Origin of the sequence: Bacillus sp. J33 (assembly GCF_000518885.1) — a bacterium.
Lineage (GTDB): Bacteria > Bacillota > Bacilli > Bacillales > Cytobacillaceae > Cytobacillus.
Genome location: NZ_JAEL01000133.1, coordinates 1 through 12,288 on the forward strand (window position 1 = coordinate 1; position 12,288 = coordinate 12,288).

The 12,288-nt window shown below is 40.6% G+C and carries 14 protein-coding genes; 2 read left to right on the forward strand and 12 right to left on the reverse strand.

Annotation, left to right across the window (positions count from 1 at the left end; translation table 11 throughout):
- Nucleotides 1–230 precede the first annotated feature (230 nt).
- The 3 genes from L634_RS0126170 to L634_RS0126180 are packed head-to-tail and all read right to left on the reverse strand — an operon-like array spanning nucleotide 231 to nucleotide 1,914.
- Nucleotides 231–416, reverse strand: coding sequence for a capping complex subunit for YIEGIA (locus L634_RS0126170; RefSeq protein ID WP_026584966.1), 186 nt, complete (start codon nucleotides 414–416; stop codon nucleotides 231–233).
- Between the two features lie 5 nt (nucleotides 417–421).
- Nucleotides 422–1,309, reverse strand: a complete 888-nt coding sequence (locus L634_RS0126175) for a YIEGIA family protein (protein WP_026584967.1) — start codon at nucleotides 1,307–1,309, stop codon at nucleotides 422–424.
- Nucleotides 1,306–1,914 carry a YphA family membrane protein gene (locus L634_RS0126180; protein ID WP_026584968.1) on the reverse strand — a complete coding sequence of 203 codons (609 nt, stop codon included), beginning with the start codon at nucleotides 1,912–1,914 and terminating at the stop codon, nucleotides 1,306–1,308. The genes L634_RS0126175 and L634_RS0126180 overlap by 4 nt, the downstream gene beginning before the upstream one ends.
- Nucleotides 1,915–2,052: 138 nt before the next feature.
- Here L634_RS0126180 and L634_RS33095 point away from each other — a divergent pair, with 138 nt between their 5' ends.
- A complete protein-coding gene (locus L634_RS33095) occupies nucleotides 2,053–2,196 on the forward strand; it encodes a YpzI family protein (RefSeq protein ID WP_084029030.1) in 144 nt (47 codons plus the stop codon).
- 314 nt (nucleotides 2,197–2,510) lie between these two features.
- Here L634_RS33095 and fni read toward each other — a convergent pair whose 3' ends face one another.
- The 9 genes from fni to prsW all read right to left on the reverse strand — a co-directional run bounded on the left by fni (nucleotide 2,511) and on the right by prsW (nucleotide 10,895).
- Nucleotides 2,511–3,572: a type 2 isopentenyl-diphosphate Delta-isomerase gene (gene fni / locus L634_RS0126190; RefSeq protein WP_026584969.1), complete on the reverse strand. Its 1,062-nt coding sequence runs from the start codon at nucleotides 3,570–3,572 to the stop codon at nucleotides 2,511–2,513.
- Between the two features lie 12 nt (nucleotides 3,573–3,584).
- On the reverse strand, nucleotides 3,585–4,724 hold the full coding sequence (gene rpsA, locus L634_RS0126195) for a 30S ribosomal protein S1 (protein ID WP_026584970.1): 1,140 nt from the start codon (nucleotides 4,722–4,724) through the stop codon (nucleotides 3,585–3,587).
- A 282-nt stretch (nucleotides 4,725–5,006) separates the two neighbouring features.
- On the reverse strand, nucleotides 5,007–5,588 hold the full coding sequence (locus tag L634_RS0126200; protein ID WP_026584971.1) for a lysophospholipid acyltransferase family protein: 582 nt from the start codon (nucleotides 5,586–5,588) through the stop codon (nucleotides 5,007–5,009).
- Nucleotides 5,585–6,265 carry a (d)CMP kinase gene (cmk, locus tag L634_RS0126205; RefSeq protein ID WP_026584972.1) on the reverse strand — a complete coding sequence of 227 codons (681 nt, stop codon included), beginning with the start codon at nucleotides 6,263–6,265 and terminating at the stop codon, nucleotides 5,585–5,587. Before cmk ends, L634_RS0126200 begins: the two co-directional genes overlap by 4 nt.
- A gap of 147 nt (nucleotides 6,266–6,412) precedes the next feature.
- A complete protein-coding gene (locus L634_RS0126210; RefSeq protein ID WP_442852721.1) occupies nucleotides 6,413–6,598 on the reverse strand; it encodes a YpfB family protein in 186 nt (61 codons plus the stop codon).
- 324 nt (nucleotides 6,599–6,922) lie between these two features.
- Entirely contained in the window at nucleotides 6,923–7,582 is a 660-nt protein-coding gene (locus tag L634_RS0126215) for a flagellar brake protein (RefSeq protein WP_026584974.1), read from the reverse strand.
- Between the two features lie 289 nt (nucleotides 7,583–7,871).
- Nucleotides 7,872–9,221, reverse strand: coding sequence for a germination protein YpeB (gene ypeB, locus L634_RS0126220; RefSeq protein ID WP_026584975.1), 1,350 nt, complete (start codon nucleotides 9,219–9,221; stop codon nucleotides 7,872–7,874).
- 14 nt (nucleotides 9,222–9,235) lie between these two features.
- On the reverse strand, nucleotides 9,236–10,081 hold the full coding sequence (gene sleB, locus L634_RS0126225) for a spore cortex-lytic enzyme (protein ID WP_026584976.1): 846 nt from the start codon (nucleotides 10,079–10,081) through the stop codon (nucleotides 9,236–9,238).
- 124 nt (nucleotides 10,082–10,205) lie between these two features.
- Nucleotides 10,206–10,895 (reverse strand): glutamic-type intramembrane protease PrsW, encoded by a 690-nt coding sequence (prsW, locus tag L634_RS0126230; RefSeq protein WP_026584977.1) that lies wholly within the window; start codon nucleotides 10,893–10,895, stop codon nucleotides 10,206–10,208.
- Between the two features lie 285 nt (nucleotides 10,896–11,180).
- Here prsW and L634_RS0126235 point away from each other — a divergent pair, with 285 nt between their 5' ends.
- Complete coding sequence (locus L634_RS0126235; protein WP_026584978.1) at nucleotides 11,181–12,149, forward strand: asparaginase; 969 nt, start codon at nucleotides 11,181–11,183, stop codon at nucleotides 12,147–12,149.
- The last annotated feature ends 139 nt before the right edge of the window (nucleotides 12,150–12,288 follow it).

The following is a 12,288-nucleotide window of genomic DNA, read 5'->3' on the forward strand; positions in this document are numbered from 1 at the left end:
TCCCGCAGGACATTGAATAAGCTTCCTCGAATGAACACCGCGTCGTAAGAAAATGCGATAGCATTTTCGCGGGATTAGCACCTTCCGCTCCAATCAACAGGGTGCTTTAAATCAACAATTAGCATTAACACAGCCATTTATAAAATAAACCCTTCTTAAGATAGAAGGGCCTAACTTAGATATTTTAACAAAGAGAAACCTTCCTAGCAATGAAAAACTTGGAAGCCTCCTCAATGCTTAACAATTACGTATAATTCTTCTGTTAGGGCATGGGCAATTCCATCGAGAATAGCTTCAAGGTTCGCTGCTATGACCTCCATTTCTTTTTTGTCTTCACAATGAAACACTGCCGCTCCAGAAGGTACTTTGGAAGGATTTGTAGTAATAACAGCAAGTATGTATTTTTCAAGCACCATTTGCATTATCTTCCTTTCCCATTTGTTTGCCGTTCAGAGGGCATCCTAATTGCGTTCTCAAGGGTTGGAACTGCTTCGATAATTTTAAGAGCTTTATCAATATCATTTTCCTGCGGCAATACAAAAACCCCTACCCGCCCGTCATCCAGGTCTCTTTTCGCAAGCGGCACTAGTGCAGGTGTGCCAGAATCACGGTAAACACCCAATGCTGTGGACACATCATGCAATATAGCCTGCCTTTGCCCGAGATTCGCGATAGTCGACCGAGCATTAAAATTCTTTGGCTTTAAAATGAATCCCATTCCATATCTAAGTACTTCTTCCTGTCTTTCAGGAAGGCCAATATTCATTATATAAATATTGTCCACATATAAACCTGCGCCGTCAAAACGAGGTTCCACATATTCCACATCTACTATATCCTTCAGCCTTCCTCCAGACATAAGACTTTTTGAAGCCAGAACCGCTATAACCGCTGCAGCGATACCGCCCCAAATGTTAAAAAGCAGATAGCCTAGCGTGCTGACAAATGATGTAAAAATAACGAGATAATTTCTGCTCTCGAAAGCTATTGCTATTCCTTCAATATAAGTTTTTCCTCTTGATACCAATTCATAGCTGTCCAATTCAGTCAGCGTGTTCCTCTCCATGTTTCTTACTTCTCTAAACTGGGATGCAGCAAGAGTTAAGAAGGTAATGGCGGTGAATTCTTCTTCCATAATCGAAGGGATGGCTACAGTTCCTAATCCAGCAGCAATAAAACCTAATGCGACATGGATGATTTTTCCATGAAGATAGGTTGGGTATTGCCGATAATCAGTCCTAAGCATATAAACTCGGGTTAAGGTACCTGCGGTCAATCCAAAAAGTATCGGGTACGTATATTCGCTCATGATAATTTTTGTTTCTCCCTTTCGTATTGTTTGAAGTTCGTTTCAAAATATAATGCGATCCATTGCATCGCACTCCAAATAGCAGCAATGGCAGCCGATAAGGCTATAATATCGAAAAATGCCAATGAACCGATTACATAAGGGAAGGAAAATTGCCTTAGGATCAGGGCATATAAGACCTCTCCCTGAATTGAACCGAGGAGTATTAAAGGCAATCTAAGCTGTCTTTTCTTATGAAGAAGTATAGCCATATAAAAAAGAAGAATGGCCAGCATCCACTTCCGCGGAAAAATCACCCACACCGGATCAAAAAGTTCAAATAAATGAAAGCTTACATAAGCCATCATCATAATAAAAGTACAAATAAGAAAATAAACCTTATGCCCTTTCTTCAGCCCGCCTGTAAAAATGTAAAAAGTTCCGAGCAGGAAAACACCCGCTACGCTCATTTCCACACCATATATTGAAAAAGTATAAGGCGATAAAATGATCACAACCAGAAGCCATACAGAGAATTTGACCCTTTTTTTATTTTTCCTATCCATAAAAAAAGTCGCCATAACCCAAGCCACCCAGGAAACCCAATAAAAAATTAAACCTTCCATCCTCTTCCTCCTATCATTTCCATTATGGCTTTTAGATATGTAATTTAACCCTCTCGTAAAAGGTTTTATGGTTGTAAATTGATAAGCTGTATAAATCTTTGCTGGTGATTCATCTTAAATAGAAGGAGGTGTTTAGAAATGGGCAAAGACCGACAGGAAAGAAAACTTAAGCAAAGCAAAAAAGTGGAATCCGATCGTGACCAGGCACTTCATTATCCCGGGGCTTCCAAATTGCAAAGTCCTGAAGAAGCAAGATCCTTAAATGATTCAAAATACAGTTAAGATTGGGTTAACTTCTATACAATGTCTTTAAAATCAAGGCTCTTTAAAATTGCCTGTTTTTTTCCGCCTCAGGCACTCAAGCTTTCAGTGGGCGGTCCGACGCTCCTCAGTGCATTCCCACCTGCGGGATCACCCGCTGACACGCTTCTCCCGCAGGACTTTGGATAAGCTTACCCGAATTAACACTGCACTAAGGAAATGCGAATGCACTTTTGCGGTAATATCACTTTTTGCTCCAATCAACAGGGTGCTAAAACCAATATTAGGCTCTAACACAGCTAAAAACAAAAAGCTCCCGTCCATTGACGAGAGCTTTACTTTTGGATTCTCCGCTGGCTATATGATTTTGTATCAATCCTGCGTTCTGTTAGCCAGTGATGGGTATTGCCTGAAATGATTAATGGAGCCTGCTGGAGCTGCTTAATATTTGTTGCCCCTAATGCAGCCATAATCATTTTTAGTTCAGTATGTATGGTATTAATTTCCTCTATTAATGATTCAAGCCCTTCTTTAATAAGGACTTTCAAGAAATATCCGGCCATCCCTGCAGCTTCCGCGCCAACCGCCAGTGCTTTAGCTATTTCAACGCTCGTTTGGATACCGCCTGAAGCAATTATTGCTATATCACTTTCCTCGGAAACAGCTTCTGCAATCGAGGCAGCAGTTGGGATTCCCCATTCATCAAAGAAACTAAGGAGCCTATCTCTTCTGGCGTTTTCAATCTGCGAAAAATTTGTTCCCCCAAATCCGCCTACATCAACAGCCGTTACTCCCACGGATGACAGCAGCGAAACAGTTTCTTTATTCATCCCGAAGCCCACTTCCTTGACAATCACAGGAACTTCAGAATGCCGGACTATTTGTTCAATCCTTTTTAAAGCACCGCGAAAATCCCGATCTCCCTCAGGCATTGTCAATTCCTGCACTACATTCAAATGAATTTGCAATGCGCTGGCTTCAATCATATCAACTGCGGCTTTTGCCTGATCAACTGTAGCTTCACTGCCTAAATTTCCAAAGATAATTCCTTTTGGATTTTCTTTTCTTACTATACGGTAGGATTCGATTTCCCCCGGATCCTTTAGAGCGGACATTTGGGAACCAACCGCCATTGCCAAGCCGGTCATTCTGGCAGCTGCCGCAAGGTCACGATTGATTTGAACAGTTCTTTCTCCGCCGCCTCCAGTCATCGCATTTATAAAAATTGGCGAACTTAACAAAAGTTCGCCAATTGAAGTGCCTATATCAGCCTGATCGAGAAATGTATCAGGGAGACTTTGGTGGATAAATGCGATATCCTCAAAACCGGCAAGGCTTTTCTGTCCTGTTGCTAGAGCATGGTGGATATGATCCCATTTACGTTTTGATCTAGACACAATTTATCACCATTACTTTTTTAAATTCTTTAATTGATCGCCAATCATTTCACCAAGCTGGAATCCTTTTGTTTCCTCAGGAAGTTCATAGTCAGTAACTTCTTCATTTTCTTTTTCCTGAAGTTCTTTTATGCTCAATGATAAGCGCTGATCCTGCTCATTAACATCAAGTACTTTGACTTGTACTTCCTGTCCCTCGCTTAATACTTCATGAGGTGTGCCAATATGTTTATGAGCAATTTGCGAAATATGGACAAGCCCTTCTACTCCAGGGAAGACTTCAACAAAAGCACCGTAGGAAACAAGCCTTTTGACAGTCCCATTAAGTGTGCTGCCTTTAGGAGCTTTTTCACTGATATTGTCCCATGGTCCAGGCAGAGTTTCTTTAATAGATAAAGAAATGCGTTCATTATCCCGGTCCACACTCAATACCTTAACTTTAACTTTTTGCCCTTCCTCTACTACCTCAGAAGGTTTTTCTACATGCTCATAGGATAGTTGGGAAATATGGACAAGTCCATCAATCCCTCCAATATCTACAAACGCGCCAAAGTCTGTAATTCTTTGCACGGTTCCATCCAGCACCTGCCCAGCCTGAAGAGATTCAAGCACCTGATGCTTTTGCTTGCCTTTTTCCTCTTCAATTACCGCCCGGTGAGATAGGATTAGACGATTCTTCTCTTTATCAAGCTCAACTATTTTAAAAGTCATTGTTTTGCCTTTATAATCTGTAAAATCTTCTACAAAATGAGCTTCAACAAGGGAGGCAGGAACAAATCCGCGTACACCTAAGTCTACAACTAATCCGCCTTTTACAACGTCCTTGATTTCAGCTTCAAAAACTTCGCCTTCATTAAATTTCTTCTCAAGAGTCTCCCATGACTTTTCTGCATCTACTTTTCGTTTAGAAAGGATGAGTGCTTCTTCTTCCACTTTCAAAACTACAAGCTCAAGTTCATCTCCTTCAGAGACAGCATCACTTGCTTTTTCAATATGAAGGCTTGAAAGCTCGCTGATCGGAATAATTCCATCCAGCTTGCTGTCAGCAATGTCAACAATGACCTGCTTTTCTTCTACCTTAGTAACTTGGCCTTTTACCTTGTCACCAACCTCAAAATCTTTAACTTCTACTTGGTTCATTTCCTCTGACATATGTATTCCTCCTTAATCCAATGGCTGCTTTCAAATTTTTAAACTGTATTCAACTGCCTGCCATCCAGGCAAGAACCCTGTGTCAGCAGCAGAAATACTCGAATGGCTTTTTAATGCAGGCTATTTTTTCAACTGTGTTGAATGTCGTCTTTTTCTGCCCTGAATTGAAGATTTGTCAGCAAAGGACAGCCTTCTATCATTTTTTTCGAATATTTTCGCCTTTTAAAAAAATGCCTTTTTACTAACTTCTTACAAAAGAAGGCTTTTGTCAAGCAAGAAGGCCTATGAATGCTTCTCAACTAATTTCCGGATTTCCTCCATGATGACATCCGTAGTTTCTTCAGCAGAAGCTTTGCGTTCCCGAAGTTCTTTCATCTCAATAGGCTTTCCATACACAACTTTAAGCTTTGAGAAAGCTTTGTAAGGGCCAATGATGGCACATGGCATAACATAAGCATCAGATCTTAGAGCAAAGAAGCCAGCACCTGCAAGCCCCTTTCCCAGCTGACCCGTCTTGCTTCTAGTACCCTCTGGAAACAGTCCTAAAACCTTTCCTTCTTTCAAGATTCCAAGCCCTTTTCTTAATGCTTCCCTGTCACTCATTCCCCTTTTGACCGGAAACGCATTAAGATGTGGAACAAGTTTACCAAGTACAGGCACACTAAAAAGCTCTTCTTTAGCCATAAAATGCACTGGTCTTGGTGCATTTATGCCTACAACAGGCGGATCCAGATTATCTATATGATTGGAACAGAGAAGCACTCCTCCTTCAGAAGGAAAGTTCTCCCTTCCGATAACTTCAAACCTATATATTGGCTTTAGTACACCGTAGACAAATGCTTTTGCAAAAGAATAGAGGTTCACTGAGATTCGATCCTTTCATGGGCCAGATCCATTATTTTTTCAACTACCTGTTCAATTGATAATGAGGTTGTATCTATCTCCACAGCATCGTCTGCTTTTTTTAATGGTGCAACTTCCCGTTCTGAATCAAGCTTGTCCCTAAGAGATATTTCCTCCTTCAGTTTTTCAAGGTCTGATGGAAAGCCCTTTTGGAGATTCTCTGTATGACGGCGAATCGCCCTTTCATCTACAGAAGCCAAAAGAAATACTTTTACTTCTGCTTCTGGCAGGACATGTGTCCCGATATCCCGTCCGTCCATTACTACTCCCCCGTGCCGGGCAAACCTTTGCTGCCTTGCTACCATTTCTTCTCTTACCAGCTTGTGCATGGAAACGATCGATACGGAATTTGTAACTTCAGAAAATCTAATTTCATTTGTAACATCTTGTCCGTCCAAATAGATTAACTGTCCTTGTGACCCAGGCTGCAAGTCTATTTTGGTATTGTTCAGTATTTCCATCAAGGCAGCTTCGTCTTCCAGACTAGCCTTGCTTTGAATAGCTTTATAGGTCAAAGCGCGGTACATTGCCCCGGTATCTATGTATATATATGATAATTTCTCGGCCACAATCTTGGCTACTGTACTTTTTCCAGCAGCAGCAGGCCCATCTATTGCAATTGATATTTTTCTGCTCATATTTCCTCCTGTGCGCCTGGCAGGCAATTTTCAGGCCAGGTTTCTTCAGCTTTATTTTAACATATTTAAATGATTTCAGCGCATTATATATTGATTTTTTAAGACTAAGAATTCCCGCAAAATAAAAAATAAGCAGGCACCTGCCTGCTAGTAATTTTCCCTGAAAGTCTCCAGCAGCTCAGTAAAATTCTGATCTGTTACACCCTCATATTGTGTAAGCTGCTTAAGTTCCGGAAATGCGTTCCAACGATGAAAGAACAATTGGGTAATCAGCAAAAAAATAAACTGCACAATAATTAATTTAAGAATAATCCTCTCAACTGCTTTCATCATTTTCATCTCTCCACAGATAATAAAGTTCTTTTCTTATAGGCTGTGTTAAAGCTGAATGTTGATTTTAGCACCCTTATTGATTGGAGTGGAAGTTCCGAGACTCCAGCGGGAGGAGCGTCGGACCGCCCGCTGTTCGCTGAGCTACTGGAGCGGAAATCAACAGGCAAGTTTAACAGAGCCTTCTTATAAATTGTTGTTTTACTTATCAATTCTGCTGTAGATTAGACTTAGTTAGCCGCCTAACCACAAGCTTTACAAAAATAGCCTAAAAAGTTAAATTCATCATCTATTATGAGAGCTATATTTAAAAAATATTCCCTTAATTTAAATTTCCAGACCTTTTTTCTTCATGGCCAATTGCCTATCAAAACAGAACCGCAGCAGCTGCTGTCTATCTTGCGGGCATACATCCATAAACTGAATCGAAATAAGACTCCTACCATCATTAATTTCAGATATCCTTATAACCCTGCTCTTAAATTTCAAATAATAAATCTCTCCGTTTTGCATAGGCAATACAAAATAAGCCGAGATTCGCATATTTTCCCGCAGGGGGCAGACTACTCCACCAATTATCGCAGCTCCTCCAGCGCTGATATCATCTGTAACAGAAACAAATGGCGCAAATTCTTCGTTTTCTGGATGAACTGCTACATCTACTGCTGTTTCAATCCGGACATACTGGCGCCGCTGCACCTTCATTAAATTTTCACTGCCGGGATAAGAGATGATCATCATTGGAATTTTAAGGTTAACTCTTCCAAGCACTTCACTTTCAAAAAGGTAAACAGATCCATCGTCTCCTAAAAAAGTTGCCTTGACCTGTGTTCCTTCCAATAAAAAGACAGTCTTTTTCGTTTCCAGATTTATAGGATAATCAATGTAAAGGTTATTGTCTTTCCTTTCCACAAGTCTGCATTTATATTTCTCTGATTTATTAGAGTATTTAAGCTCCAATAACAGGACATCTCCAATATTAACCATGCCACACTTCCTTATTCCAAAAGGATAATCTTGTCAGTTTATTATGACATGCATTAAAAGTTTCGCGCAACAGCATTTTCCAAAAAATAAGCTGAAAGTCCCAATGGATGAGCGGAGGTATCTTTTATAACAAGTAAAAACATCTCGTTTTTGCAGAGTTTAAGAAGGCTTTAGTAATTCATTCGTATTATACAACCGGCCAAACAAGAATGCACGATGCGCCGAAAGGAATCGACAGCAGTTAATCATCTTTACATTACACAAAAAGAGAAAGCCTTTTCGGCTTCCTCTATACCACATCTTCATAAACAGGTTCGGCATTTCTAAGCTTTTCAACTTTTTCTTCTTGGCCCGTTTCAGCATTTATAAAAATCCTGTAGGTATCTTCTCCCATTGTGCCAAGGAATTCATAGCAAGAAACTTCCTGATTTAGATCGTTTATAATCACAGCACGCCTGTCTTCCATAACTTTTACCTGAGGATTGATTTTTGTTCTAGCCTCTTCCTTCGAGATGGCAGGATCCGGTATATCCCGCTGGTGATGCGACTTTAAATAATCCTCTGCAGAAAATGCAGCCATTTTTCCATTATCCAGTGCCACTTTGACACGAATGGCATCTGGATAGATTCTTACACCATTTTGATTGGAAACAAAGGTAAATACCCCAAGATTGTCATACTGTGCACTTTCAAATAGGTCAAGATCCGTAAAACCATTATCTTTTAGGAATTTAATTGCATTGTTGCTGGCTTCATTAAGGCTGATTTTCTGCTGTTCAACTTCACGGTCCAATATAAACCAAATCGGGTATCCGCCTTTTTTTGTAATATCCATGTTTGCTTCTTCTTTTGATTTCTTATTTTGAATGCTGACGCTGAAAAAGCCATAGTCCGATCCTTTGCCGTTTTCGGTAACTTTAATATTGATGTTATTGCCGAACGAGGCATATTTCTTGGCAATACGGACAGCTTCTTCTTCTGAGATCTCTTTGCCCTGCAGGTATTTGAAATTCTCATCTTTCTTTTGCATATTTACAAAAGCCGGCCCGAAATCTGATTCACCATAGCCTTCCACTGTTTTTTCCACTGTTTTGAATCCGTCGATAATGGTATTATCTGCAGCTTCCTGATTGGTAGCAAGCGCCATCTCAACATCCATCCAGCGCAAATTCTTTTCCAGCACCATATGCTGGACCTGCCGTAAATCCTGCTGTACATCAGCAGATTGTTTATAGAGCTGCTTAAGTGTCTGATACTCTTTGTCCGTTAACGGCTCTTTTTCCAAATCTCTAACCGCTGTACGATAGCTGAAATCGCCAATATTGGCTAAAAACTCCTCGGTTTTATTGAATGGCAGAAGTGCCAGAGGCAGCTGACCAACATCCGAATGGGCTTCCGAAGTTAACCTCCAAACCTCAGCCAATTCCGGCGATAAAGAAGCTCTTGAGTTCATCGCCAATGTAGTTCCGATTTTATCATGCAGGAGATCTATCTGATAGGTTAAATCATGGAAAGCTCTTTGATAATTATTTTCAGCATTAATAAGGATAGCATTTTTCTCCCTGTGCTCCTGATAACCCCAAAATGCTGTTCCTGCCACACCCAATGCAAGTACACCAATGAGAATTCCTCTAAGCATAGTCGTTCACCCCTCTATTTACAAAATATGTGCTTGCCAATACGCTTAATTTGCGGTCTTGTCCAAATCCATCCGCTTGTAGCTGTATCAGGATTGAAATAATAAAGAGCGTTTCCGGTTGGATCCCAGCCATTAATAGCATCCAGTACAGCTTCTTTTGCTCTTTCATTTGGTGTCAGCCATATTTGCCCGTCTGCAACTGCCGTAAAAGCCCGCGGTTCAAAGATTACTCCCGAGACTGAGTTGGGAAAAGTTGCACTGTCTACACGATTTAAAATAACTGCAGCTACTGCCACTTGTCCGGTATATGGTTCACCCCTTGCTTCACCATAAACAGCATTAGCCATTAACTGTATATCATTCTCAGAAAAACCATTAGGCATGTTTGTGGCAGTTGGTTTTTTCGGTGTTTGCTGCTGTTGTTGCGGTTGCTGCTGAGGAGCCGCAGTTCCTCCTTGAGGCTTTTTTTGCTGCTCCAGATCAACTCCGCCATAATGGGTAAATTTATTGCCTTTATTAATTTGCTCCTTTACAAATTGTTCATTGTATTGGGATGCCTTTACTAGCTTATTCTTAGTTTCCGGGCCCGCAAGCCCGTCAATCGGAAGCCCGAACTCATACTGGAAATTTCTTAATGCCCAATAGGTACCCCACCCAAAGACACCGTCGATTTTTCCATTGTAAAACCCTAAATACTGCAGGCGGGATTGAAGTTCGATAACGTCATCCCCTACCGCTCCGTGCTGGATAACCTGATTAGAAAATGCGCTTGCTTTATCCACACTTTCGCTCATGGGTATTGCCAGGACACAAAGGGAGATTATGAGTAAAACCTTCGCTGCCAAAAAGTTCTTTTTCATGGATTATAACCTCCAAAAGTCAATCTTTTATCATTGACCCTATTTTTTGTAGTCTCTGGTTTTTTATTCAATAACTTGGTGCTTTATAAAAAATATCCTTTAATAAAACAATAAAAACTCCCCATCAGGAATGGAGAGTTTTCTGGAAATCCAGCTGATTTTCAATATGATTGACGCTGTGTGCTCTTGCCTTTTTTACTTTTCTAAGTCCGAGCCACCATAGGAAAATCATAAATGGAAACATAATATAAATCCAATGTTCAAGAGAAATTAAGATATAGTCGTAGATCCCATGAAGGAGAAAGGGCAAAAATAACGATAGGGTTATCCACTTTTTGGTAGAGGTTGCCGAGAATTTTCCTTTTCCTATATAATAGCCCATGATGACACCAAAGAGAGCATGGCTTGACACAGGAAGCAGAGCCCTTCCAATCGCATACTCAACTCCCGATGCTAACAGATACAAAATATTTTCAGCAGTAGCGAAGCCAAGTGATACAGAAGCACCGTAAACAATGCCGTCATAAGGTTCATCAAAAGTTATGTGCTGATAGATTGTATAGAACAATATAAACCACTTAAAAAATTCCTCAAGCAGGCTCGAAGAGAGAAAAGCATCAAGCAGGCTCGATTGGAGTATACCTTCAGTTTCAAGAACATATTGGATAAACATGATGGGGAACACAAGCAAAGCACCAAACAAGAAGGTCTTAAATACCATTGATATAGGTTCAGACTCATATTGATCTTTTAAATAAAAATAGCTTAATAACGCCAATCCAGGGGCTATGCCCGCAGATAATATACCCAGCATGAGGCTATCCTCTTTTCAATCTGTTTTCTTAATCGTATCATGATATAGAAAGAATTTAAATGATTATTCAAATTTTGGAAAATAAATATATTTTTTATAAAAGAGTCTGTTAACCTGTATGTTGACTCGACTCAAGGGATTTGCTAATGGCGGCGGCTGCGTGGTATTCCAGTCATGAGGAAGCCAGTGAGGCTCCCTTTGGGCAGGAATTTATAAGGAAAAACAACAATTTATGAGAAAAGAGCTATTTAGAAAGACAAAAATGCACATATTTGGGGGATTACTATGGAGAAGAAAAAGATACTTGTTATTCATACAGGCGGTACCATTTCCATGAGCGAGGATGCATCAACAGGTGCTGTCAAACCAACAGACTACAATCCTTTAACGGAAAAGACCAAGGAACTTTTATCGCTGGCAGAATTATTGGTTGAAGAACCCTTCCATCTCCCTTCGCCTCATATCACTCCGAAGGAAATGCTCAAACTGAAAGAGATTATTGAAGGGTATATTGCTAAGGAAAATATATGCGGAGTAGTCATTACACACGGTACAGATACTCTGGAAGAAACAGCCTACTTTTTGGAATTAACTGTACAAACCCACCTGCCAATTGTTGTTACTGGTGCAATGAGGTCCAGCAATGAAATTGGTTCTGATGGTTTATATAATCTTATCTCTTCCATCAGGGTTGCTGTATGTGACGAAGCTAAAAACAAAGGGGTTCTTGTGGTCCTGAATGATGAGATCCATACCGCTGAAAATGTCACCAAGACACACACAAGCAATGTCTCAACATTCCAAAGCCCGCAATATGGCCCTATCGGCATCGTCACAAAACGAGGTGTGGTATTCCACCATGCTCCAACCAAAAGGGAATACTATCCAATTGTCGATGTAACAAAAAAAGTTATCCTTATAAAAGCTCATGCGGGGATGGATTCATCTTTGCTTATGGCTATCAGGGATTTGAATTTCGATGGGATAGTCATTGAAGCACTCGGACAAGGGAATCTCCCTCCCGCAACTATTCAGGGCGTTAAGGCACTTACCGAAAAAAAGATCCCTATCGTTCTTGTATCCAGATGTTTTAACGGAATCGCGCAGGATGTATATGGATATGATGGAGGCGGTAAGCATCTTAAAGAATTGGGGGTCATCTTCTCTAACGGCTTAAACGGCCAAAAGGCCCGAATTAAGCTCCTTATTGGACTGGAAGATCAGCAAAGCATTGAAGAAATTTTTCAGTTATAATATGAAAATACCCTTCTTAAGGCTGGAATATTAAAAAGAGGGTGTCCCAAAAGTCTAACTTTCGGGCACCCTCTTTTTTCTTCTATAAAATTGGCCTGTTGATTTCCGCTCCAGGGACTCGCTTTCCGCGGGCGGTCCG

Coding starts and splice junctions, on each gene's coding strand:
- L634_RS0126170 (WP_026584966.1), bottom strand. CDS start 416: ATGGTGCTTGAAAAATACATACTTGCTGTTATTACTACAAATCCTTCC.
- L634_RS0126175 (WP_026584967.1), bottom strand. CDS start 1,309: ATGAGCGAATATACGTACCCGATACTTTTTGGATTGACCGCAGGTACC.
- L634_RS0126180 (WP_026584968.1), bottom strand. CDS start 1,914: ATGGAAGGTTTAATTTTTTATTGGGTTTCCTGGGTGGCTTGGGTTATG.
- L634_RS33095 (WP_084029030.1), top strand. CDS start 2,053: ATGGGCAAAGACCGACAGGAAAGAAAACTTAAGCAAAGCAAAAAAGTG.
- rpsA (WP_026584970.1), bottom strand. CDS start 4,724: ATGTCAGAGGAAATGAACCAAGTAGAAGTTAAAGATTTTGAGGTTGGT.
- cmk (WP_026584972.1), bottom strand. CDS start 6,265: ATGAGCAGAAAAATATCAATTGCAATAGATGGGCCTGCTGCTGCTGGA.
- L634_RS0126210 (WP_442852721.1), bottom strand. CDS start 6,598: ATGATGAAAGCAGTTGAGAGGATTATTCTTAAATTAATTATTGTGCAG.
- L634_RS0126215 (WP_026584974.1), bottom strand. CDS start 7,582: ATGGTTAATATTGGAGATGTCCTGTTATTGGAGCTTAAATACTCTAAT.
- ypeB (WP_026584975.1), bottom strand. CDS start 9,221: ATGCTTAGAGGAATTCTCATTGGTGTACTTGCATTGGGTGTGGCAGGA.
- sleB (WP_026584976.1), bottom strand. CDS start 10,081: ATGAAAAAGAACTTTTTGGCAGCGAAGGTTTTACTCATAATCTCCCTT.
- prsW (WP_026584977.1), bottom strand. CDS start 10,895: ATGCTGGGTATATTATCTGCGGGCATAGCCCCTGGATTGGCGTTATTA.
- L634_RS0126235 (WP_026584978.1), top strand. CDS start 11,181: ATGGAGAAGAAAAAGATACTTGTTATTCATACAGGCGGTACCATTTCC.